Source organism: Rhodospirillum sp. A1_3_36, assembly GCF_047263945.1.
Classification (GTDB): domain Bacteria; phylum Pseudomonadota; class Alphaproteobacteria; order Rhodospirillales; family Rhodospirillaceae; genus Rhodospirillum.
The window spans coordinates 523,172-547,183 of record NZ_JBLAVB010000004.1 but is presented as its reverse complement, the minus strand read 5'-3'; the positions used below and the strand labels follow the sequence as shown (position 1 = coordinate 547,183).

The window sequence follows — 24,012 nt, the reverse complement described above, 5'->3', positions numbered from 1 at the left end:
CAGCGCCATCTGATCCCGGATCAGGGCGTCCTTGTCCGCGTCTTGCAGGGGATATCTGTACGGCGCTTTCATAAATAGGTTGAATCACAACCATCAGCCCAAGCCAACCCTTTTGCGCCAACACCGTAAGCAGTTATACCAAGGTGCGGTGAGTTTGCCTCAGCGCACCTGGGAAGCGGCCAAGTGGCCGCCGCGCCTTATGGCGCGTAAAAGCCCGCCTGGCGTTTGAACGCAAGAAAAGCGGCCTGGGTTTCAACCCGCGCCGCTTGGTATTACATTGATGGAGCGTCTCGGACCTACGCCGCCGAGGCGGGCGGGATGACCCGCCAGACCCTGCGCGTTTGGGTGCATCGTTACAACGAGGAGGGGGCGCCGGGCTCACGGATTGTCCGCGACCGGGGCGCCGACCGCAGGGTTCATGGGCAACATCACCGCCATCTGAGCCCTGCGGAGAAGAGCCCGAAATGGAGAGCCATCGGCTTGGTCGCGGCGTTCGCCATGATTCTTCTGCCGAAGTCCCGTCTGGCCCTGGTTGCTCTGGTCGTCGTGCCGTTTGCCACTTGGGGGCTTTCCCGTTTGCTCACCCCGTGGGTTCTGATGTTGGGCGCTTTTCTGTCAACCCTGGACGGCTTGGTCGCCACCATGGTGTTGCTGGTCGTCGAGGACGCGGTGGAAACCTTCCGGTCGGCCCGAGCCGATAGCACCCGGGTTCGCCTGGCGCGGATCCACCGCTTCGGCGCGGCAGGACACGCCATTGGCTGTAGGCGCCGTATGCAGATCCCGAAGCTTATGGGCGACGCCACCGACAGCGTGCTCGTCCGGGAGGCTGAGCAGGTGGTCATGCGGTCCCTCCCCGTGTGCGAATTTGATTAAGGGACAGAGCCAAGCGCTCCAGAGATCGATAGAGGACCAGAGGCGTCCCACGTAGCACGATCGCGGCTCCCAGGGTGACGAGGCTGCGTAAGGGTTCTTTCCACAGGATGGCGGGCGCGGTTCGGATGGCGCGCGTCACAAGAGAAAGGGCCTTTCTCCCATCTCGGGAGCGGACGGCGCGGCGCGCCAGATAGCGGAGTTGATAGGCTTCAGCCAGGCGGCCATGGTCAAGATAAAACTCGGGATCCAGGGCTGCCACTTTGGCCGCCATGCGACGCCAGGACTCGAATTGACGTTCCACATTGGCCGAAAGGCCGCTTTCACTGATCCGATACCAGGTCAAGGCTTCATCTAGCCCTTGGAAACGCCAGTCGGTGGTCAGGGCGATCCGCATCCAGCACTCGATATCCTCGCTTTGGCGGAAGCTCTCATCGAACCAGCACAAGCGATCGGCGCCGGGTTCACCCGGTGCGGGAAGGAGGGCGATGGAGTCCAGGCAGGTCCGCCGGATGACGGGTGCGGACCCGTTTCCAACGGGATTGCGGGTGAAGACGTCTAGGGGAGAAATGTCTCGCCGCTTCGGTGTCTGGACCAGACCGAGGGGGTGCCCCGCGTCGTCTATTATCCGTGAGGGATCAAAGCTCACCCCCACGGCGGGATGGGCGGCCAAGTGCGCCATATGGGCTTCCAGTTTCCTGGGCATCCACAGGTCGTCAGAGTCCAGGAAAGCGATGATTGGTGCCCGTGCTGCCCGGATCCCCGTGTTGCGAGCCCCGGCGAGTCCCCGGTTGACCTGCCGGATCACGCTGATCCGGGGATCATCGATGGCCTCGGCCAAAGCGGCGCTGTTGTCGCTCGATCCGTCGTCGACGACAACCAGTTCGAAATCACTCCAGGTCTGAGCAAGAACGGAGCCGATGCTCTCCTCGATGAACGCCGCAACGTTGTAAGCGGGCATCACCACGGAAACGGAAGGAGGGGCGGTCATGTTACGTATCTCCGGACTGGGAAAGGGCGCAGGCGGCTTGGCGGGCGGTCGGCATCGGTTTGGTCAAGAAGACCATGTGGGCGAGGACGCCGAAGGTGCGTCCGCGAGGCCTTGGCGCGTTGTCCGTGCCGTTTGACCAGGGCGGGGGTCCAGGGCCGCTGCCCGATCGACCACCGCCGTCCACCCCTCGTCCATGGCCTTCAAACTGGCAGAGAGCGTCTGGCGGCCGGTGCGGTAGTTTACCAGAGGGGTCTGAAGGCCCACCAGACCGTTGGGATGCCGAAGTGCCATTCTCAACATCCATTTCTGGTCCTCAGCATGTTGCAAAGATGTATCGAAGCCGCCGCTGTCCCGAAAGGCGTCCCGACGCACGGCGATGTTGGACGCCGTTCCCGCAGGATGACCAAACAAAAGGTCTTGGGGCGTCAGTGAACCGACCGGGATACGCGTCCGCCGTCCCGGGTCGTTGCCTTGGGCATCGGTGAAGGCCGTCCGCAAGGTCTCCAGAGCGTTGGGCCGTAGGGTGTCGTCAGCGGGACCGTAGACCGGAGCCAAAGCCGCTTGCAGGGCCACGACGGGTACGGCCACCAAGGCGAGGAGACTCAGGGCTTCGACGATCCGTTCCCGCCGAGCCCGAAGATCCCGGGCGGTTTCGCACTCCCCAACCCGGCTCACTCTGTTTTCCTGCCTCGTTCACCATCTCGCGATACCTCGATTAAAAAGATGGATAAGCCATGGCAACTGACGTGCCAAGTGGCTTTTACACGAGTCTGTTGCCATTGAACGACAACCGAAGACTGTATCTATGCCCCATGGCGCGCGTCCACAGGTGCCGGTGTCTTGAGCCTCTCTCTCCAAAACGCAGTTTTGCCAGTGGACTTTCCTGGGGGCGGGGCCGTCACGAGGGGATCGGGACAGGCGTGGTCGCTTCCTGTTAGTTTGCAAAGACCTTCGCAGAACGCGATCCAATGTATTCGATGCGCTGCAACCGCTCGCGCCGCTTTGAGGAGACCCCGCCAGGATACACGACAGCGACTTGTCTTTTTTGGGCGATAGCCTAAACCCATTTGGGTAAATGCCCCCAAACACTCTTTTTCTTTTACAAATAGGAGCTTGAGGTCTGGGTGCTGGGGCCTTTCGGCCAATAAATGCCCGGGGTCTGGGGCCTTTCGGCCCCAGTGGGGGACGGGGTAAAGCCCCGTGACGGGATAACACCCCCTGTCGTGTACCCTGGGATCCCGTCGGTATTCCGTGTTTTTTGGGGTTGGCACAGGGCTTGCTTTAGCTCTGCCGTGTTGAACGCGATAGTGGAGATTCCGCCATGGTATCGGTGCCTTCCCCCCAGAACGCTTTGTCCCTTCCCGATGTCGACCGTCGTGATGTGTTTGAAGTGGAGGATCAGGACGCCGTCATCGCCCAAATCAACGCGGCGCGTTCGCATGTTCTCCTGGTCGCTATGGGGGTGCCCCATCAGGAACTCCGGGTCGTGCGCAACGTGGAGCACCTGACTGTTGGTGTTGCCATGGGGGTGGGGGGGCAGTTCGATTTCCATTCGGGTCGCAGTCCCCGGGCCTCCACTTGGCTGCGCCGCTTGGGGTGCGAGTGGATGTTCCACCTGCGCCAGGAGCCCCTGTGTATGTGGCGACGGTATGTCTTGGGAAATCTGGCTTTTGTGCTTTCCATCCTGAAGGAGCGGGTTCAAGCGGAGCGCCGGGCCCAAGCCTTGCGTGCCCTGGAAACAGCTCTCTTTAGCGAACCTGGGTCGGGGCAGGCGAAGTCGTTGCACCAGAGCGTTTCAGCTTGGTTTCACCGGGCTTCGAAGCCCATCCACCGGATCCTCAAACGGAGCCTGGATGTGGTGGGTGCGGGGTGTGCCTTGGTGATGCTATCACCCCTGTTGCTGGTGGCGGCAGCTGCGATCCGCCTTGAGTCCCCCGGTCCCGTTCTCTTCACGCAAAGCCGGGTCGGCGAGGGGGGGCGTTTGTTCAAGGTCTTTAAGATGCGAAGCATGTACCGTGACGCGGAAGCCCGGAAGGCCGCGTTGATGGCCAAGAATGAAATGGCCGGTGGCGTGCTGTTCAAGATGAAGAACGATCCGCGGATTACCAAGGTGGGCAAGGTTATCAGGAAGACATCCATTGATGAGCTTCCCCAACTTTGGAACGTCTTGAAGGGGGATATGTCCCTGGTGGGGCCGCGGCCCGCTCTCCCCGAAGAGGTGGCCCAGTACAGTGCGGTGGAGCGCCGCCGTCTGGACGGCAAACCGGGCATTACCTGCATTTGGCAAGTCTCCGGTCGGTCCTCCATTCCCTTCGAGGGGCAGGTCCGCATGGACATTGCCTACAACGAAAGCCCGAGCCTGTGGATGGATATCCTGTTGCTGCTGAAAACCATCCCCGCCGTTCTCTTCGCCCGGGGCGCCCACTGATTGCGCCAGCCTTTTTTTCAAACATCGTCCGTTTCGCTTGTCTTATACCAAGCGGCGCGGGTTTAAACCCACGCCGCTTTTCTTGCGTTCAAACGCCAGGCGGGCTTTACCGCGCCATAAGGCGCGGCGGCCACTTGGCCGCTTCCAAGGTGCGGTGAAGCAAACTCACCGCACCTGGGTATAAGGCGCCAAGGTCACACGATCCCGTCCGTCCTTTTTCGATAGATAAAGGGCGTCGTCGGCACGGCGTAAGAGGTCATCAAGGGTGTCGCCGATCCCGATTTGGGCGAGCCCGATACTCACCGTCATGAACACGGTCCGGGATCCGTCGACGACAGCCCTGGTTTTCAATGCCATTCGCAGTCTGTTGGCCACGACGAGGGCCTCTTCAGATGATGTTTCCGGAAGAAACCCGGCGAACTCTTCTCCCCCCAAACGACCGAACAGATCGACCTCGCGGAGTTGACTCTGGCAATGGCTGGCGAAGACCCTCAGTGCTTCATCTCCCATGGCATGGTCATAGGTGTCATTGATCTTCTTAAAGAAATCGATATCCAACATCATCAGGCAAGCGGACCGGTCATATCTCCGCGTCCGATCAAGTTCAGCGTCCACGGCGGCCCCGAAAGCCCGGCGATTGAGGACTCCGGTCAGGGAATCCGTGGTCGCCAGGAGCCGGAGTTCCTCAGTCTTGCGGCGCAAGGCGAGGTGGGACCGGCGCAAGGACAGCATGTTTCGGGCGCGTGCCTCCAATTCCGTTTCATTCCACGGTTTGCGCAGGAAGTCCGTTGCTCCTATCGCCATTGCCTCGGCCAGGGTTCTCTCCTTCGGGTCTCCTGTGACCATGATGACGGGAATGAAATCCTCTCCCATGGCGCTGCGGAATCGGTGGAGGAATGTCAATCCATCCAGCCCCGGCATCACCAAGTCTAAGAGGATGAGATCCGGTGGCGCCTGAAGACAAGCCTCCAGCCCTAAATTTGGGTCGTCGTGGATATCCACTTGGACCCTGCCCAACCGGTTCAATACGGCTTCGGCCAAGAGGGCGTTGGGGAGCATGTCGTCGACGATGACGATGCGAAGGGGCCGGGCCTCGGCGTCTGTTTCCGTCATGCTCTCCCTCCCTTTGCAATATGATCGGCCACTGCGGCTTTGGCCGCTGTGATCTCGCGGTCGAAGCCATCCAAGGGCGCACCATCCTGTGGGTCCCCTTGGTTCTCGAGAATCCGCTGCGATAGGACGGCCAACTGCTCCAAGCCAAATTGGCTTGCCATTCCATAAACCCCATGGGCGAATCTGCGGAGCTGATCCGGGGCCTCCGATTGGGACAGAGCCGGAAGGTCACGGGCAAATCCCTCTAATCGCGTGACGAGGGATTGCAAAATGACTGTCAGCTTCTCAGGGGGAAGGGTTGAGGCAAGGGAGGTCATCCAGTCGGTCGAAAAGACTGCGAGCCTTTTCTGATCCGTATCCCCGACCCCGTCACCAGCGTGATCCAGGGGGGGGGATTCACTGCCTGTCACATCCAAGGTCTGAAGCGATTCATCTTCCATGGACTCATCTGGCCGCGTGTTCGGTCTGATTTTCTGCATTCCCTGTCCAGATTCCGGCTGATGCTTTTCTCGGGGGCGATTTATGCGGGATTGCCCGGCTTCTTCTGTTGAGAGATCGTGCAAGAGGTGGTTGAGGCGGTCCCAATCCAAGGGTTTGGTCAAGACCTTTGAAATCAAACAGGGCTGCTCGAACAACTGGGCTTCGGCGAGAACGTCTGCGGTCAGGACGACAATGGGCACCCCTTCGGCATTCGGTCCGTCCCCGGCTCGGATCAAGCGCGCGGCCTCCAATCCATCCATGACCGGCATCTGCAAGTCCATGAGGATGAGGTCGAAGCTCTCCCGCGCAGCCGCTTCAACCGCAAGCTCTCCATTTTCAACCACAATAGCGCTATGGCCTTTCATTTCCAACACATCCTTGAGGAGGGCTCTGTTGACCTCGTTGTCTTCGGCCACAAGGACATGGAGGCTGCGGGCCTCGCGGAAAGAAATCGGATGGTGATGGAGAGCCGTTTGGGGCAGGCTATCAACAGATCCCGGCGTCGTCGCGATCGTGAACCAAAACGTCGAGCCTTCCCCTTTGGTGCTTTCACAACCAATGGTGCCTTCCATCTTCTCGATGAGGCTCTTCGAAATGGCCAAACCCAGCCCTGTTCCGCCGAACCTGCGGACGGTGGAGGTCTCTGCTTGACTAAAGGGACGGAACAGGCGCTCGATCTCCTCGGCTGTCATGCCAATACCTGTGTCCGAGACCCGGACATGGAGTCGATCTGTATTCTGTTCATCCGTAGTGAGGTAGGTGACGTCGATCTGTACGCTACCATAGGGCGTGAACTTAATGCCGTTCCCGATCAGATTAAAAAGAATTTGGCCCAGTCTGGTTGGGTCACCGAGGAGAATCGGCGGGACGTCCTCCGACAGGGTCCATGTCAGCGTCACGTTTTTTTCGTGGGCCGTATTCTCAAGAAGCTCGACGACTTCTGCCAGGACGGTCCGGGGATCGAAATCGATCCGTTCGAGAACCAGGCAGTCTGCCTCGATCTTGGAAACATCCAAGATGTCGTTAAGCAAGGTCAGAAGAATGTCTCCAGACCGTTTCAATATTCGGGTCCAGTTCTGTTGCTTGGGTTCGAGGGGAGAGGCCAACAACAATTCCGCCATGCCTAAGACACCCGTTACCGGTGTGCGCAGCTCATGGCTCATCATGGCCAAGAAGCGGGATTTGGCCTCGTTCGCCCGTTCGGCCTCGTCCCGGGCCGCCTCCAGCTCCACCGCCAAGGTGGTGAGCTCCGTTGCCCGTCGTTCGAGAGCTGTCTTGTTTTTTTCAAGTTCCCGTTCATGGGCCACCCGCTCCGTGGCATCCCGGACGATACCCGTGTACACCCGCGCTTCGCTGGTCATCGTTTCGGACATACTGAGATCCAAAGGAAAGAGCGATCCATCCCGTCGGCGCCCGGTCACGGTCCGTCCGACGCCGATAATGCTGTCTCGCCCCGTCTCCCTGTAGGCTTCCAAATAGTGGCCATGGTTTCCGGTGATATCCTCGGGCATGAGCATCTTGACGTTTTTTCCGACCATTTCAGTGACGCTGTAGCCGAACAGTCGTTCCGCTGCCGGGTTGGCGGATCGCATCAGACCTTTTTCGTCGATGGTGATGATGCCATCTACGATGGTCGCCAGGACGGAGGACAGTTCCTTTTGCTTGTCGGCGAGGGCGCGCTCGGCCCGCTTCTGGTCCGTGATGTCGAACGTGACACCTGTAAACAGAACCGTTCCGTCCGCCAATCGGGTCGGGCGGGAATACGCCTGCCACCATCGGATATCGGTGTCCACCATACGACGCCCCTCGAACTCCCAATCCTGGAGGGTCTGCACCGCTTCGCGGATGGTCGTGTCCCATCGGGGGGCGTCGTCGGGATGGATCTGAAAGCATGTCCAGTCCTCCATCAGGTCTTCTGACGATTGCCCAAGGATACTGTCCGCATGGGGGCCAACATAGGTGAACCCTCGGTCTCCGCCAGGATACTCCGCCCACTGGAAGATCACTCCGGGGATTTGACTGGCGAGTGTACGGAATTTGGTTTCGCTCTCCCGCAGGGCGGTTTCGGCGGCCAAGCGGTCCCCCACATCCCGAAGGGAAAAGAGCCGCAGCGATTCCCCATTCACGTCGACCTTGCCGACGGTTGCTTCGACAAAGACGGTTTCACCGGGTTCCGGTCGGTTGATGTAGAGGAGGCCCTCACCACTTGCTTCGGGCGTGATGAAATTGGAGAGCGTGCGGTCGACGATCCCATCAAGGGGGAGACCGATCAGTTTGGCTGCGGCTGGATTGGCTTCCCGGATACGGTCTTCGACATCAACGATAAGGATCCCGTCATGTGTGGCTTCCGCGAAGGCCGCCAGCCGACTCTGGCTGGCGAGCATTTTCTGGCGATTGCGTCGAAGAGCCAAGGTGATGACCGATGCGAAGGCCCCGAGGAGAACACCGAAGGTCTCCGCAAGATAGCTGTCCCCATGCCCCCATCCTTCAACGGGAGCGGCGGCGATCCGCCAGAATCCCCCTGGAACAGGCGTGACCTGTATGACCGACGTCTCCGTGAACAGCGCCGGATCCCCCCAAAAGATGTCCCCCCGTTCCCCCAGGCCATCTGTTCCCTGAAGGGCTAAGCGCACTTGTCCGTTCTTTTCAGCAGCTGTGACGGTCTTCATCAGCTTTTCGGCGTCAAGGACAAGGCTCAAGATGCCCCAATAGTGCTCTCCTTCAAGAAAGATCGGCGTACGGCTGATCAGACCCAGTCCCCCTTGTTTGAGAACTAAGGGACCGGCGAGCATGGTTTCCTTTTTATCGATAGCTTGTTTCACTGCGGGCCATTGCTTTGGAAGGTCTGGATAGAACAGGCCCACCACGCCTTGGTTTCCTTCTTCTGGATAGACGTATTGGATGCGGTTTCCTGGTGCCAATCCGATATTTTTCAGATTGCGGCCAAAGTCGTACAAGGCGGAAAGAGCTCTCATGGTCTCCTCTCTTCCCGCGTTGGGTGAGGCGTGCAAATGCGCGACCATGCCTTTGGCCAGAAACACGTCCGCGTTCAGTTCCAGCTGCAGCCGGGCGGCGAGGGTCGAGACCTCTTGGGAAACGGCTTCCCTTGATTTCAGCTCTGCTCGAGAGCGCTGCATATGTCCCAAGACATGGGATGCAGCAACACATCCGAGGAAAACACTGCAGGCTATAATCAGATTGAGCGGTGAGAGGTTCCGGGGGCGGATCCATTTCAATGGTGTCCAGTCGACTCTCATATTGCGAATCCTCGTGCCGCATATTGCAAGGTGTATGGGATGCTTGGTCGCGGCGATAGGAGGCCCAGAGTGCTTCTCCTGGTGGAGATGTATCGGATCTCAGGTGTTTTTTGCTTCTTTACACTACTTGATTGATTAGATGAGGCCAAACGCCGCGATGTCCCTTGAGGGAGTGGCACCGCTTCTGGGTACAAGAAGCAAACTTTGCGCCAGATGGGAGGGGGCGACTTTTCGTATGGCTTTGACTCTGCTCGTGGTTAATACCAAGGTGCGGTGAGTCAAACTCACCGCACCTTGGTATTAGTCTAAACTTCTACACGGTTAAGACAGGGCAATCAGATCGGATTGATTCCAGCTGAGCTGCACCTGTGTCCCGATGGCAACTTCATTGGTGCCGTCACGCTGGACAATCGCCTTGATCTCTCGGCCGTCGCAGTCGATGGAATAGGTGCTCAGGCTGCCCGAGAAAAGACGGTGATTCACAATCCCTGTCAGAGCGTTCGGGGAGGGTTCGCGGTCTCCCTTGGTGCCACAGGGGGAGAGGCGCACACGTTCCGGACGGATCGCGCATCGGAGCAAGCCCGCGCCTTGTGTGGCTTCGCCCGGCAGCGCAACGGCAGCACCGTTCTCCAGCCGAAGCGATTGCCCCTCAATCCTCCCTTCGATGATGTTGGCGTCCCCCAGGAACGTCGCGGCGAATTCGCTGCGTGGCTGGTCGTATATCTCCTCTGGCGCCCCCTCTTGAATGATGACGCCGTTCTTGAGAATACCGATGCGGTCGGAAATAGAGAGCGCTTCATCCTGATCGTGGGTCACGAAAATGGTTGTCACGCCAACCTCGCGTTGAATGCGTTTCAACTCTATCTGCATGTCATGCCGCAAGCCTTTGTCGAGCGCCGAGAGTGGCTCATCGAGGAGCAGAACGCGCGGTTTGGTGATAATAGCGCGGGCCAAGGCCACGCGCTGGCGCTGACCGCCGGAAAGCTGGTGCGGACGCCGCCCCGCGAGATCGCTGAGTTGGACGAGGTCAAGCGCATCGGCCACGGCCTTCTCAACACCCGGCCCCTTTTCTCCGCGCACCCTTAGCCCGAACGCGACGTTCTCGCCGACGCTCATATTCGGAAAGATGGCATAATTTTGGAACACCATGCCGATACGACGCTTGTCGACAGGAACATCGTCCACAGCTTCGCCGCCGATCAGGATTGAACCCTCGTCGGGGTACTCAAAACCAGCGATCATTCGCAGAAGTGTCGTTTTGCCCGAGCCTGACGGTCCGAGCAGGGCGTAGAACCCTCCGTCGGCAAAGGAGATCGATACGTTTTCCAGCGCCCGGTAGGAGCCAAAGGACAAACTGACGTTCTTGACGTCCACACGAGCCATTACTTATCCCCCCCGAAGCGAAAGAAGCGCGAGACGATGAGCATCAGGCCCATGGAAAAGAGGATGATGATCGTCGAAACGGCATTGATTTCTGGTGTGAAGCCTTTGCGGATCGCGGCGTAGATTTCGACAGGAAGGGTCGTTTGGCCCGGCGTCGCCAGAAAATAAGAGACGACAAACTGATCGAACGAGACGGCGAAAGCGAAGAGTGCACCGGCGATGATGCCTGGTGCGATTGCCGGCAGCGTGACCATCCAGGTCGTCTGCCACCGGCTCGCACCCAGTGCGGCGGCCGCATCCTCAAGCTCCCTTGGGAACGTCTGGAGGCGCGCGGAGACCACGATAATGACGTAGGGCAGCGCCAGCGCGACATGACCAAGAAGGATGGCATGCAAGCCGCGCCCAATGCCCGTACCGAAGAAAAAGATCAGCATTGCCGTTCCGGAGATCAGCCACGGAATGGCAATCGGCGGGAACAGCAGAGCCTGAAGCAGGCGTTTGCCCATGAACGTGTTGCGGAACAGCGCCAGCGACGCCGCCGTGCCGAGGGGTGTTGCGATCAGTGTTGTCAGGACAGCGATTTGAAGCGAATTGACCGTTGACTCGAGCAACCCGTCGTTCTCGAACAGCGCTTCATACCACGATGTCGTCCAGTCGAAGGGCAATTGGTAAAACGGTGATGTGTTGAAGGACATCGCCGCCATGATGACGAGCGGTAAATAGAGGAATGCGAGGACAAGGCCGATATAAGTGCGGCCCAGACCGGAGAGAAAAGACGAAGACCGGGTCATGACGCCCTCCTCAGAACGGGGGCCGAGGCCAACAGAATGATCAGCACGACGGCGAGGAGGATAAAGGACAGAGCGGCGCCGAGCGGCCAATTGTAGACGGCGGTGAATTGATCCTCGATCACTGTTCCGAAAAGTGTGCCGTTGCGCCCACCGAGGATCCGAGGTTCCATAAAAGAGCCGACCACAGGAATGAAAATGAGAGCCGAACCGGCCAACATACCGGGGATGGCGAGCGGCACGACAACCCGCCGAAGCGTCGCCAGCCGCGAGGCCCCGAGAGACCGGGCCGCCTCGATCAAGGCATCGTCGATGGCCTGAAGCGTCAGGTAGCAGGTCAGCACCATATAGGGCAGGTAGGAGTGGACGAGCCCGATCACGACCGCAGGATAGGAGTACATGAGGTCGAACGTGACATCGAAGGGCAGAATGGCATTGAGACTGGTGTCGAGAATGCCGCCCTCCCGCAGCACCATCGACCAAGAGAAAATACGGACAAGCGAGTTGCTCCAAAAAGGCAGGATAACCAAAAGGAATATCGCCTCGCGCGCCCGCCCCTTGAGGATCTTTGCCAGCACGTAGGCTGCCGGAAAGCCGATCAGCAGACAGCATAGTGTAACGGTCGCGCCAAGCAGGAGAGAGCGCCAAAGAAGGGTGACGTATAGCGGATCGGAGAAGAAGGTCGCGTAGTTGGCGAACGTCAGGGAGCCCGATTGCCCAGTGGGCGCCATATCGCTGAGCAGCGAGAAATAGACCATCGCCGACAAAGGGAGAAAGATCGCCAGTGTCAGCCACGCATAGGCGGGCAGCAGCATCGGAAGGGCCGCTGTCAGACCCCTGCTCCGCCGAGCTGTTGAACGTCGTGTCATCTCCATTTTCCTCGTTTGGCGCCACGCTCGCTCCGAAAATCCGGCCGCAGGACGGTGCTCCTGCGGCCGCAGGGACCCGATTAGTTGGCGTTCACCTTTAACTTCTGCCAGGTCTGCAGGTAGCTTTCGCGTTGCGCGTCGGTGATTGGCTGCTGAAACTGGACGCGCTCGGCGATCTCGGGAGACCCCATGACTTTGCGGTTAAACGAGTCCTCGGGAAGGGCGGCCAATGCACGCTGGCTGGCGGAAACGGGGGCGCCGACCGTCTGATCCCATTCGCTGTAGAATTCCGGAGAGATCATGTAGTTGATGAAGGTCTCGGCCCCCTCGACATTATCCGATCCCACCGGTATGGCGAAACTGTCGAGCCAGCCGACCGCGCCTTCCTCTGGTACAGCCAGGGACACCGGCAAGTTGAACTGGGCCTTGGCGCGCCCGGCCGACCCCGACCAATAGGTGCCGAGGTCGATCTGATTCGACGCGACCATCTGGTTCCAGTCGTTCTCGGACGACCAGAAGGTGCGAACATTCGGCAACAGGTCCGAAAGGGCCTGCTCGACGGCCGCCATGTCCTTGATGTCGTTGATGTTCTGACCTGTGGCGAGGGCACCGAGCTGAATGGCCTCGACGGCATCATCCCGGATCGTCACGCGGCCCTTGTGCTCTTCCTTCCACATTTCCTTGAGCGAGGTCGGTAATGTGTCGAAGGCCTTGTCGTTGACCGCGATCGTCGTCAAGCCCCAGGTCCAGGGCACGCCGTAGGTCTTGCCATCCTTGTTGAGCATTGTGGATGACGCTTGTTCCGGGTTCAGGTCCTTGTAGTTCTCGATCTTCGACGTATCAATCGGCTGAACCAGGCTTTCGTCCAGGGCCTGCCGCATGAAGGCGGCGTTGATCATGACGACGTCGTAGAGGCCGGGATTGGTGCGCAGCTTTGTCAGCATCTCCTGTTCAGAGTTGAAGAAGTCGTTCACGACCTTGTCGCCGGTCCTCTCCTCAAAGGCTTTTGTGGCGAACGGTTCATCCGCCCCGTACCCCTTCCAGTTGAGGACGTGAACCTCGCCTGCGGATGCACCCGTTGCCAGGAACAGGGCACTGGCCCCCAGAAGTGTTGCTTTCATTGTGCGCGTCATCTGTCATCTCCTCCATCCATCGTCGAAAGGCTCCTCAGGTCATTGAGACGTCGCCGGTTCTTCGCGGTTCTTGATCCGCGAGGGACAGGAATTCCAAGATTTCTTCGTGGTTTGGCCCGCTTGCCCCACCGCGCCGCGTCACCGCGATGGCAGAGGCTGCATTGGCATAGCGAACGGCAATGGGAGGTTGCATGCCCCGGGCGAGGGCGCTGATGAAGGCACCGACATGCGTGTCTCCAGCCCCGTTGGTATCGATCGCCTTGACGGCGAAGCCGGGCACCGCGATGGGGGCGCCCCCTCGGAGCACAAGGTGCGCACCGTTCTCGCCGTCGCGAATGACGATCCCCTTCGCGCGGGGCATGCGCCGTTCTAGAACCCGCTGCACTGCATGGGGCGACGTTGTTTCGGGATCAATGACAGCGATCTCCCGGTTATTGGCGCTGAGCCAAGTGGTGCGCGCCAGGATCCGCGACACCGCATCCGCCGGAATGTCCCCCACGACTGGGGTTGGATCGAAGACGATTTCGACCCTGTCATCGAGGTCCTCGACAAGCGACAGAACCGCCGGGCAACACCCGGGGTAGGTGAGACTATAGCCATTGACCGTGATAATATCCCCAGGCTGCACCATCCCGGCGAGTGCGTGGAACCCGTCGGACCGCGCCTCTGCTCCCGGCCAAGATATAAAAGAGCGTTCAGCATCTGGCGTGATGAGAACGACACAGTTGCCACTATCAACATCCTGAAGGGGCGGAAGAAGGATGTCGATCCCTTCGCCGGTCAGAAAGCGCTTCAGTCGTTGGCCGTCAGCCCCGCTGCCGAGATGGCCGCCGCATGCCGTGGGCAGTCCCGTGCGCCGCGCCGCAACCATCATGTTCACAGCGCCGCCGGGCAAGCGCTCGAACCCGACCGCAGCAAGGTCAGCCGCCCGTTGGGGGAGGGCGGGAACGCTATAGACGTAGTCCATGACCGCGCCGCCGAGATGGATGAGGCGGGGCGCCATCAGCGACTTTCCTGTTCAGCGGTGCGGCGTAGGTCAAGCAGACCGCGCGCGAGGCGCTTCACCTCGTCAAGGTCAATGCCGCGCAGTTCATCGATCCGGCCGGATGGCAGCTTTGCGAAGCCACTTGCCGCGCCTGCCATGGTCGCCGCGATCGCGCCGATCGTGTCGGTATCTCCGCCGAGGTTTGCGGCAATAACGGCCGCACGCCACGGATCGCCTTGCGCCGCCACCACGACGGCGAAGGCCGCTGGAATGGCTTCCTGGGAGGCGACCGATGTTCCGACAAGATCGACAATGGCAGCAATTGCGTCCTTCTCCGACCGACCGTTAACAAGATCACGGGCCCAGACAATGCGGGCGGCCATGTCCGGCGCTGCGGTCCAGGTCCCTGCGCCCCGCGCGGCCTTGGCGGCATCGATACCGCGTTCTGCGGCGTCCTTCCAGGTTGCGCCGTCGAGCGCCGCACTCACCGCAGCGGCGACCGCCGCAGCTGAGGAGATGGCGACGGTGGTCGAGTGGGTCGCCGCACAGGTCTCTGCAACCTTTGCGACCAACCGGTCGAGTGGATCGACGGGCATCGAGATCCCGACCGGGGCAATACGCATCGCAGCGCCGTTCGTCGTGCCCTCGCGCCCGGCGTCTTCGGCGGGCGTCCCGGCCCGGATGAGATCAATGGCCCGTTTGGTCGACGGGCCGAGCAAATCGTAGCTGCCGCGCGCCTTAACGTCGGCCTCCCAGGTTAGCAGCCGGTCAACCCAGGCGACATGATCGAACTGATCACCCCCGGCAAGCATCTGATGAGACAGAAGAAGCGTCTGCTCCGTGTCATCCGTGATCATGCCGGCAGGCTGGCCCCGCGATACCGGGTGATCGTCGGTCGGCGTGACAAAGTCGTCGACGTAGCCGTAGGTGCGCCGGATGTCGAGAGCCGAGATCAGCTGCGTCGGCATGCCGAGCGCGTCACCCAATGCACCTCCCATAAGCGCCCCGAGTGCGCGATCGAATGTGGTATCGTCGACAGTCATTCAGAATTTCCGATGCAATGCGAAATGGGTGGGGTTAAGAAGGCTGGTAATGTGTTCCATCACGCGGCCGTCTGCGGTGCGGATCACCCGACAGGTGCGCAGAAACATCGTTCCAGGCGAACACCGCATCGCCTCGGCGTCATCGGCGCCAAGCGGCACCACGTCGATCCATTCCTCGCCATGATCGGGCACAAGACCGGCCTCGCGTAATGAGGAATGAAGCGATCCATCCCTGAGGCCGCGCACCGGTAAATTTTCGATTTCGGGCATCATCGGAATACGCGACCGTTCGATCGAAATGGCGTGCCCATCGCTTGCGTCGGTCCGTGCCCTGTCGAGAGCCACGAATTCGTAGCTTTCGAGGCCGAGTTTTTGCGCCAGATCCTCATCCTCGACAATTTCGAGGCGCAGTGTGCGTGTCAGTGCATTTGCGCCAGCTTTCCGAAGTGCTTTGGTCCAACCCGCCTCGTCTGCGACCACATTGCCGTCAAACGTGACGAAGGATCCGATACCAACACTTGTCTTGATGAGGCCGCGCTGTACGAGTTGGCTGAGGCTCTTCCTCACGGTCGCCCGGCTGACCGCAAACCGACGGCCCAACGCGCTTTCACTCTCCAACTGATCACCGAGAGCCAGCAGCCCAGAGCGAATCTCTTGTTCTAGAATGCGCGCGATCTTCTCCGGCTTCCCGGTTCCGATCTCGAATTTGTCGCTCAATGTCAACGTGATCAAGCCTGTATGTTAAACCTGTCTGAACCTGTATATTTTATGCTTTCGGAACGCCTGTCAACGGGTATGACGCTTGCCTCTCCTCATTTATTGGGGGGAAGCGGCTTGGCTCTCAGAGAGCAACCCAAAAGCCATGACGGAAACCTTTGATTTCGGTGTCGGTGCTCAAACGCACTGGCATTGCGGGATTTTCCTCCGTTGCCTTCCTCTCGGAATGAAAAAAGCGCTCCAAGCCTCTCCTTGAAGCGACAAGCAGCTCCCTTTTCACAGGCGACGGGTTGGGGCAATCGCCCAAACCTCCTTTTTTCTTTTTTAGATAATGGCCCGGGGTCTGGGGCCTTTCGGCCCCAGTGGGGGACGGGGCAAAGCCCCGACTGCCGTATGCCGTGTCAAGGTCAGGACGTGATTTCTTTGGACCTTTGGACGGCTTTGTAAATCAGGTCCGGGAGTGTTTCCGCGTCCAACTTTGATTTCAGAATAGAAGAGACATTGGCAATTGTCTTATAGCTGAGGCCCAGGTCATCTGCGATTTCGCCATAGGATTTTCCCCCAGCCAGCAGACCAAGGACCTGTCGTTCCCGGTTCGTGAAGTCCTGGCGGGTGCCCTGAGCGCTCGGGGTCTCCGTCGAAAGGGCTAAATCGAAGGCCAAATCGCTGGCGATGAAGCGGCGTCCTTCTCGCACGGCTTCGAAGGCTGCGCGTATTTCCTCGGGTTTCGCGTCCTTATGAACATAGCCGTTGGCGCCCCTGGCCAGGGCGCGCCGAACGATCAATGGGTCAGCGTGCATGCTGAAGACGAGAAGGGGAACCCGGCGGTCAACCTTTCGCATGCGGGCAATGAAGGTCAATCCCGAAAGGGAGCGACCGGCCATCGACAGGTCGACGATCAGGATGTCCGGATGCTCCCGCCGGTACAGCATGAAGGCTTCAAGGAAGGTGGAGGCGGACAGGATGACCGGAGGGGGATCAGTCTCGATCAACCGCTGGAAGCCCTGAAGCACAATGGGATGGTTGTCGATGAGCAGGACTTTTGTCATGGGGACACTTTCGGACCTCTATTCGGTGTTTTGACGTCTGCTTCGATCGGGATGAGGATGCTGGTGATGGTTCGGTCCGCAGCGGGCGTGGGCGGGTGCCAGGTTCCGCCTAGAACGCGCACCCTTTCCGCGATACCGGTCAACCCATATCCGTCACCCGGCCCATCCATATGCACTCCGGAGCCGTTATCGCTGACTTTAACGCGGATCCGTTGTTTGTGATCGAGGGTGATTTCCTCGAGTTCGATTCTCACCTGGGTGGCCCCCCCATGTTTCAAGGCGTTGACGATGCTTTCCTGGGTGAACCGATAGACGGTCAGATCTACGGTTTCGCCGTAGGTTGCGGGTCCGGTCCTGGCATCCAATTGGATCTCTGCGTCCTTGGCGAGGCGGTTCATTTTTAGGGTGACATCGTTCAACAGCTCGGCCAGGGGAACTTCTCCCACCGACATGGGCCGCAGGGCCGTCAAGAGTTTGCGGACCCGAGCCTGTACGGTTTGGGTGATTTCCGTAATGGTTTCCGTGGCTTCGTGAATGGTTTTCAGGTCGGGACCACCTGCCGCCGTCTCGACCCCGGCACCTTGGGCGGCAAGCTGGCGCGCGGCGGCCCCAAGCCCAAAAAGGTAGGGGCCAAGTTCGTCGTGCAGGTCATGGGCCACCTGGCGGCGTTCGTTGTCCTGCACGGTCAGGAGGTGGCGGCTGATCTCTCGATTTTCCGCCTCCTTGGCGCGTAATCGATCCGCCAGCTTGTTGACCTGATCGGTCACGGACGCGAGTTCGGGGATATCGGTCATGGCCAACCGATGGCTCAGGTTCCCCGCTTCCAATTGGCCAATCCCGTGGGAGATCAAGGTGATCCGAGAGAAGATTCGGTTGATGGCGGCAATCGCCACACCGAGCAAAAGCACCGTATGGCCGATGGTCACAGGGACGATCAGACGAAAATCCTGCCAGACCTCCGAGATTTCGTCATAGGCCATGCTTTCGATGATCACGGAAAACGGCACCCCGTTGGGTGGTGAAATGTCGATGGTTTTCTGAAAGGGGGGTGTTTCCAGAAGGGCGAGGAACCACCTCGGGGGGGCATCCTCATCCTCTTCTTCAGGCGGTCGAATGTCTTGGACATGGGGTGGACCGCCATCGGATAGGACCAGGGCGCGGACATGGCGTGCGTTTTCTGAGTCGAGACGAAGATCCTCGGCGGCGCCGACCATCAGCCCGAGGTCCTCGATCTCCATTTTTCGGGCCTGGACATAGCGGGCGACGACGGAAAAAGAAGATTGAACCTCCTCCTGCACCGCGTTGCGGGCATTCAGGATGAGCCCTCCTGCCACCACAGACCAGGTTACGAGCCCGAAGGCGACCAAGGCCAGGATGACCCGTGTCCGGAAAGAGGGGGAAATTCGCCAGCGGCCCTGGTCCAACGCCTTGGCGTCGATCGGGATAGGTCCCGTGATCTGCATCGCCTCATCCTCCAGTGCCGAATAACCATCCCCTGTTTCGGGGAGGCTTCTTCGAAGTATCCTATGAAATGACTCGCTTTCTACTAGTCAATAAGTCGGCGTTTTGGCGCCGAGATCTTCTTGTGCAACGCGAAATTTGGTCGTTGCGCGGTGCGGTAAGTCGTTGACTTCGGGCTGTCGTACAGCTGTTGAGGAAAAGTGCCGGGAATTTCTCGGGAAATACTTCCCGATTGTACCCGGGAAGGAGTGCTCTGGCGGCGCGCGGGGCTTGGTGGTGGGATCTGCCTCGAACAAACGGTCCGACGGCGAGCTTCTCGCCCCAGCCAAAGGGGTCACGCCCTTGGCTGGTCACCGGAAATGCCGTTCCACAACACAACAATGAATAGGGGGGAACCCGATGAGACCTCTGAAGTCGATGCGTTCCGCAATATCGATTGTCGCGCTTCTGGCGGCGGGCGGCCTGTCTGGCGGCGCGGCCCTGGCGAATGACACACTTGTTGAGCTGTCGAAGAGCAACGAAAACTGGGTAATGACAGGCCGCGATTATAACGCGGACAACTACAGCCCAATGGAGCAGATCAACAAGGACAACGTCAAGAACTTGCGCTCCGCCTGGTCGTTCTCAACCGGTGTCCTGCACGGGCATGAGGGGACACCGCTGGTGGTCGACGGGATCATGTATATCCACTCCCCCTATCCAAATACGACCTTCGCGGTGGCTCTGGACGACCCGGGTAAGATTCTCTGGCAGCACAAACCCAAGCAAAGCCCGACGGCGCGGGCTGTGGCTTGTTGCGACGTGGTCAACCGGGGTCTGGCCTACTGGCCCGGTGATGACGAGGTTGGTCCCCTCATCCTAAAGACCCAGCTTGACGGCCATGTCGTCGCCCTGGACGCGAAGACGGGCGATGTCCGCTGGATCATGGAAAACTCCGACATCAAGGTCGGGTCCACCCTGACAATCGCGCCCTATGTGGTGAAGGATAGCGTCCTGGTGGGGTCTTCGGGCGCCGAGTTGGGGGTTCGAGGCTATGTGACCTCCTATAACGTGAAAACCGGGGCGCAGAACTGGCGGGCCTATGCGACCGGACCCGACGAGCAAATCCGTCTTGCCGACGATTTCAACATCGCCAACCCCCATTACGGACAGAAAGGTCTGGGCCTGTCCACCTGGGAAGGGGAGTCCTGGAAGATCGGTGGCGGCACGAACTGGGGGTGGTACGCCTACGATCCCAAAGAAAACCTGATCTATTACGGATCGGGCAACCCGGCGCCCTGGAACGAGACCATGCGTCCGGGTGACAACAAATGGACCATGACCATTTGGGGTCGGGATGCCGATACGGGTATGGCCAAGTTCGGTTACCAGAAGACGCCCCATGACGAATGGGATTACGCGGGTGTCAACGTCATGATGCTGTCCGAGCAGAAGGACAAGGATGGGAAAGAGCGGAAGCTGCTGACCCACCCGGACCGGAATGGCATCGTCTATACCCTCGACCGCACCGACGGAACCCTGGTCTCGGCCAATAAGCTGGACGACACGGTGAACTGGGTGAAGGAAGTGAAGCTGGATACCGGCCTGCCCGAACGGGATCCGGAATTCGGCACCCGCATGGACCACATGGCCCGCGATATCTGCCCCTCGGCCATGGGGTACCACAACCAGGGCCACGACAGCTACGACCCCGACCGCAAGCTCTTCTTCATGGGGATCAACCACATCTGTATGGATTGGGAGCCGTTCATGCTGCCCTATCGGGCCGGTCAGTTCTTCGTCGGTGCGACCTTGAACATGTATCCTGGACCCAAGGGAGACCGTCAGAACTACGAGGGTCTCGGCCAAGTCAAGGCCTATAACGCCATCACCGGCAAGTACCAATGGGAAGTGATGGAACGCTTCGCCGTCTGGGGCGGGACGATGACCACGGCTGGCGGGGTCGTCTTCTATGGCACCCTGGACGGGTTCATCAAAGCCCGGGACGCCGATACAGGGAACCTGCTGTGGAAATACAAGCTGCCCTCCGGCGTCATTGGGCACCCCATGACCTATGAGCATAATGGCACCCAATACATTGCCATCTATTACGGTGTCGGCGGCTGGCCCGGCGTCGGCCTGGTCTTCGACCTGACCGATCCCACTGCAGGATTGGGGGCCGTGGGGGCCTTCAAGAAGCTGGCCAACTACTCCCAGATGGGGGGCGGTGTGATGGTCTTCTCCCTGGACGGCAAGAGCCCCTACACCGAAGACCTCAATGTCGGTGAGTGGGCGCCGAAAGGCTGACGCGCCGACCTTACTCCCTTTTTCCTTTCCCTGGTTTAGTCCCGGAGCATCCAAAAGGGGGTGCCCCGGGACCGGAGACCCGACATGTCGACCAAGACTCTGATCAAAGGTATTTTCGCCGCCGCCGGGGTGACCCTGGCCAGTTGGAGCCTCACTGGAAGCGCGATGGCCGCAGCGGATCTGCGGATCTGTGCCTCGACCAAGGAGGCGCCCTATTCGACGGCAGATGCGAGCGGTTTTGAGAACAAAATCGCCGTCGCCTTGGCCAAGGCCATGGGACGGACGCCCGAATTCGTCTTCCTTGACAAGTTCGCCATCTACCTGGTGCGCGACGGTCTGGATGCGGGCGCTTGTGACGTCATCCTGGGCGCCGATGCCGGAGATCCTCGGATGCTCACCTCCTCGCCCTTGTATCGGACGGGGTACGTGCTGGTCAGTCGCGAGGAGACCGGCTTCACTTCGGCCAATTGGGAAGACCTGCGGAACACGCGCCTCAGCCGCTTTGCCATCCGCTTCTATTCTCCGGCAGAGACCATTCTCAAATACACGGGCAAATGGGAAGACAATGCGGCCTACCTTTATTCCCTGATCAATTTCAAGTCGCGGCGGAATTCCTACAGTCAAGTGCCTGCGGGGCAGTTGGTCAGCGAGGTGGTCGACGGCAAGGCCGACATGGCCATCGCCTTCGCTCCGGATGTTGCGCGCTATGTCAAATCCTCCCGGGCGCCCTTGCGGATGACCATGATTGACACGCCGATCACCCGGTCGGACGGCAAGGTCATTCCCTTGGACTACGAGCAAGCGATTGGCGTGCGCAAGACCGATGCGGCGCTGCTGGAGGACATCAACGCTGCCCTTCCGGGATTGCGTGACGAGATCGCCCGCATCCTTGCCGAAGAAGGCATTCCCACCTTACCGCAGGGCGCCTGAGGTGCGTGGTAAGCGAGAGGGAAAGAGAAAAACATGAAAAAGTCCTTGTTCATTCTGGCACTGGCTCTCGGTTTCATGACCGCCGGGGGACTATCCACCGCCTTCGCCGACTTCATGATGTTCAACATGGTTACGGGCGAACCGCTCAACCTGGATGACGCCCTGCCCGAGGGGCGGGATACGGAAGCGGTCCGCGTTTTCCTGGAAAGCGGCGAGAACATCTACAATGAGAACCCCGCCACCCTCGCCGAGGCCGAGGACCTGTTTCTGACCGCCTGCTCCGGCTGTCACGGTCATCTGGCGGAGGGGAAAATCGGGCCCGGCTTGAACGACGACTATTGGACCTATCCGGACAATAAAACGGACAAGGGCCTGTTCATGACCGTCTTCGGCGGTGCCCAAGGCCAGATGGGGCCTCAATACGGCAACCTCACCCTCGACGAGATCCTGCTCGCGATGTCCTGGGTGCGGCACCTTTACACCGGCCCACCGGAAACGGCGACTTGGCTCACCCCGGAGCAACGCGCGGCCTTCAAGCCCTATGAGGCGCCCCATACCGCCTCGAAGGATTAAAGAATCCGATCAGCGAGCATCCCTTCGTGCGCCCAGCGGCGTGGCGGAGGCACAGGAAGCGCGGCCAGTAAGGGACGCGCGGGACATGGAGGAAAAACGGATGAAACGATATTCAATGGCGGCGATGGCTGCGGTTTTCATGATGGCGGGCGCGGGGTCGGCCCTGGCCTATGACGGGACCAACTGCAAGGAGGCAGGGAGTTGCTGGGAGCCGAAACCCGGCTACCCCGAGAAGGTGGAAGGATCCCAATACGATCCCCAACACGACCCCATGGAATTGAACAAACAGGCGGAATCGATCGCGGGTATGGAGGAGCGCAATGCCAAACGCTCCGCCTATTTGGTCAAGACCGGCACCTTTATCTACGACGTCGCAAAAATTCCGACGGAGTAGAGCCTAGTCCTCGGCATCCGGATCCCCCGCCCCTCCCTACGCGGGCCATCCGGATGTCAAGGAAGGCGAGGGCGGATCGTGGAGCGCAAAGGGGTGCCGTTCACATCTCTTTGTTCCTCTTTTGAAGGAATGGCTTCGTTCCCCATCCCTGATCCATGGGTCCGCCCTCGCACTCTCTCTCACCCCTTCTTTCTGTTCGGACTCCCCGGTCATGTCGACACTGGTTTCATCCCCATCCCCTGACCTCGCCGAAGATCTCGCCGACTGGCACCGCCGCGCGCTGGTCATGGAAGCGGCGGTTGGAAGGGCCGTTATCGGCCAGGATGCCGCCGTCCGTTTGATGACCATTGCGATTTTCTGCCGGGGTCATGTGCTCCTGGAAGGGGACGTGGGCGTGGGCAAGACAACGCTGCTGCGGGCCTTCGCCCGGGCCCTTGGCGGTCCCTTCGAGCGGATCGAAGGCACCATCGACCTGATGCCCAACGACATCGTCTACACCGCCCATGTGGGTGAGGATGGGCGTCCCCGGATCGAACCGGGTCCCCTGTTGCGCCATGGCGAAGGTCTCGCCGTCTTCTTCTTCAACGAAATCAACCGCGCGAGGCCCCAGGTCCATTCCCTTCTTCTGCGGGCCATGGCCGAACGGCGGGTTGGCGCGTTCCGGCGGGACTGGTCCTTTCCCCACCTACAGGTCTTCGCCGATCGCAACCGGGTCGAGCGCGAGGAAACCTTCGAACTGCCAGCGGCTGCCCGGGATCGCTTCTTCATGGAAATCGCCATCGACGCACCGGAGGATCCGGCCCTGCGTCGGCGGCTTGCCTTCGACGTGCGGTACCATGACGCGGACCTGCTGGTGGAGAGCGTCCCCGAGGCGCTGATCGATCATCAAGCCCTTGCGACCGTTGCGGAGACCATCCAAGCGACGGTCCACGCGGGCGAGGAAATCGAGCATTACGTGTTCGGTCTCTGGGAGACCCTGCGCCATCCCGATCGCCAGGGCCTCACCGTCCATAACTTGCCCATGGACCGAATTGTTCAGGGAGGAGCCAGCCCGAGGGGGGTGTCGGCCCTGGTGCGCGCGGCCCGGACCCGGGCTTGGCTCGAGGGGCGGGAGTATGTGGTGCCCGAGGATGTGGCTGCGGTGTTTCGCCCGGTGATGGGACATCGCATTTTCCTGGCTCCGGCCTTCGAGGCCCGCCGGGACAGTCTGGTCCCTGCCTTGATTGACGCCGCTTTCGCGGTCGTGCCGACACCGAGGTGAG

Annotated in this window: 19 protein-coding genes and 1 pseudogene; 7 read left to right on the top strand and 13 right to left on the bottom strand. The window is 60.0% G+C overall.

Annotated features, from left to right (window positions below):
• Nucleotides 1-279: 279 nt before the first annotated feature.
• Nucleotides 280-384, top strand: a pseudogene (locus tag ACLIRY_RS12710) (helix-turn-helix domain-containing protein); the annotation flags it as partial.
• A 454-nt stretch (nt 385-838) separates the two neighbouring features.
• Here the strand turns inward: ACLIRY_RS12710 and ACLIRY_RS12705 are convergent.
• Complete coding sequence (locus ACLIRY_RS12705) at nt 839-1,861, bottom strand: glycosyltransferase family 2 protein (RefSeq protein ID WP_413205762.1); 1,023 nt, start codon at nt 1,859-1,861, stop codon at nt 839-841.
• A 63-nt stretch (nt 1,862-1,924) separates the two neighbouring features.
• Nucleotides 1,925-2,536: a hypothetical protein gene (locus tag ACLIRY_RS12700; RefSeq protein WP_413205761.1), complete on the bottom strand. Its 612-nt coding sequence runs from the start codon at nt 2,534-2,536 to the stop codon at nt 1,925-1,927.
• Nucleotides 2,537-3,182: 646 nt separating this feature from the next.
• On the opposite strand from ACLIRY_RS12700, the gene ACLIRY_RS12695 reads away from it, so the two are divergent.
• Complete coding sequence (locus ACLIRY_RS12695; RefSeq protein ID WP_413205760.1) at nt 3,183-4,289, top strand: WecB/TagA/CpsF family glycosyltransferase; 1,107 nt, start codon at nt 3,183-3,185, stop codon at nt 4,287-4,289.
• Nucleotides 4,290-4,454: 165 nt separating this feature from the next.
• Here the strand turns inward: ACLIRY_RS12695 and ACLIRY_RS12690 are convergent, their stop codons facing one another.
• The 11 genes from ACLIRY_RS12690 to ACLIRY_RS12640 form a co-directional block, all read right to left on the bottom strand.
• The gene (locus ACLIRY_RS12690) at nt 4,455-5,402 is read right to left on the bottom strand and encodes a diguanylate cyclase (RefSeq protein WP_413205759.1); all 948 of its coding nucleotides are present in this window, start codon (nt 5,400-5,402) and stop codon (nt 4,455-4,457) included.
• Entirely contained in the window at nt 5,399-9,019 is a 3,621-nt protein-coding gene (locus ACLIRY_RS12685) for a PAS domain S-box protein (protein WP_413205758.1), read from the bottom strand. Before ACLIRY_RS12685 ends, ACLIRY_RS12690 begins: the two co-directional genes overlap by 4 nt.
• A gap of 441 nt (nt 9,020-9,460) precedes the next feature.
• A complete protein-coding gene (locus ACLIRY_RS12680) occupies nt 9,461-10,522 on the bottom strand; it encodes an ABC transporter ATP-binding protein (RefSeq protein ID WP_413205757.1) in 1,062 nt (353 codons plus the stop codon).
• Nucleotides 10,522-11,313 carry an ABC transporter permease gene (locus tag ACLIRY_RS12675; protein WP_413205756.1) on the bottom strand — a complete coding sequence of 264 codons (792 nt, stop codon included), beginning with the start codon at nt 11,311-11,313 and terminating at the stop codon, nt 10,522-10,524. Before ACLIRY_RS12675 ends, ACLIRY_RS12680 begins: the two co-directional genes overlap by 1 nt.
• On the bottom strand, nt 11,310-12,179 hold the full coding sequence (locus ACLIRY_RS12670) for an ABC transporter permease (RefSeq protein WP_413205755.1): 870 nt from the start codon (nt 12,177-12,179) through the stop codon (nt 11,310-11,312). The genes ACLIRY_RS12675 and ACLIRY_RS12670 overlap by 4 nt, the downstream gene beginning before the upstream one ends.
• Before the next feature lie 80 nt (nt 12,180-12,259).
• The gene (locus tag ACLIRY_RS12665) at nt 12,260-13,312 is read right to left on the bottom strand and encodes an ABC transporter substrate-binding protein (protein WP_413205754.1); all 1,053 of its coding nucleotides are present in this window, start codon (nt 13,310-13,312) and stop codon (nt 12,260-12,262) included.
• A gap of 34 nt (nt 13,313-13,346) precedes the next feature.
• Complete coding sequence (locus tag ACLIRY_RS12660; RefSeq protein WP_413205753.1) at nt 13,347-14,315, bottom strand: PfkB family carbohydrate kinase; 969 nt, start codon at nt 14,313-14,315, stop codon at nt 13,347-13,349.
• Complete coding sequence (locus tag ACLIRY_RS12655) at nt 14,315-15,340, bottom strand: ADP-ribosylglycohydrolase family protein (RefSeq protein ID WP_413205752.1); 1,026 nt, start codon at nt 15,338-15,340, stop codon at nt 14,315-14,317. Before ACLIRY_RS12655 ends, ACLIRY_RS12660 begins: the two co-directional genes overlap by 1 nt.
• Nucleotides 15,341-16,057 carry a GntR family transcriptional regulator gene (locus tag ACLIRY_RS12650; protein WP_413205751.1) on the bottom strand — a complete coding sequence of 239 codons (717 nt, stop codon included), beginning with the start codon at nt 16,055-16,057 and terminating at the stop codon, nt 15,341-15,343.
• Nucleotides 16,058-16,464: 407 nt separating this feature from the next.
• On the bottom strand, nt 16,465-17,106 hold the full coding sequence (locus ACLIRY_RS12645) for a response regulator transcription factor (protein ID WP_413205750.1): 642 nt from the start codon (nt 17,104-17,106) through the stop codon (nt 16,465-16,467).
• A complete protein-coding gene (locus tag ACLIRY_RS12640; RefSeq protein WP_413205749.1) occupies nt 17,103-18,569 on the bottom strand; it encodes a histidine kinase in 1,467 nt (488 codons plus the stop codon). Before ACLIRY_RS12640 ends, ACLIRY_RS12645 begins: the two co-directional genes overlap by 4 nt.
• A gap of 415 nt (nt 18,570-18,984) precedes the next feature.
• Between ACLIRY_RS12640 and ACLIRY_RS12635 the strand changes: the two genes are divergently transcribed.
• From ACLIRY_RS12635 to ACLIRY_RS12615, 5 genes are all read left to right on the top strand, one after another.
• The gene (locus tag ACLIRY_RS12635) at nt 18,985-20,853 is read left to right on the top strand and encodes a methanol/ethanol family PQQ-dependent dehydrogenase (RefSeq protein WP_413205748.1); all 1,869 of its coding nucleotides are present in this window, start codon (nt 18,985-18,987) and stop codon (nt 20,851-20,853) included.
• 84 nt (nt 20,854-20,937) lie between these two features.
• Nucleotides 20,938-21,783 (top strand): methanol oxidation system protein MoxJ, encoded by an 846-nt coding sequence (moxJ, locus tag ACLIRY_RS12630; protein ID WP_413205747.1) that lies wholly within the window; start codon nt 20,938-20,940, stop codon nt 21,781-21,783.
• A gap of 33 nt (nt 21,784-21,816) precedes the next feature.
• The gene (gene moxG, locus ACLIRY_RS12625) at nt 21,817-22,356 is read left to right on the top strand and encodes a cytochrome c(L), periplasmic (RefSeq protein WP_413205746.1); all 540 of its coding nucleotides are present in this window, start codon (nt 21,817-21,819) and stop codon (nt 22,354-22,356) included.
• A 100-nt stretch (nt 22,357-22,456) separates the two neighbouring features.
• Entirely contained in the window at nt 22,457-22,750 is a 294-nt protein-coding gene (locus ACLIRY_RS12620) for a methanol dehydrogenase (RefSeq protein WP_413205745.1), read from the top strand.
• Between the two features lie 211 nt (nt 22,751-22,961).
• Nucleotides 22,962-24,011, top strand: coding sequence for an AAA family ATPase (locus ACLIRY_RS12615; protein WP_413205744.1), 1,050 nt, complete (start codon nt 22,962-22,964; stop codon nt 24,009-24,011).
• The last annotated feature ends 1 nt before the right edge of the window (nt 24,012 follow it).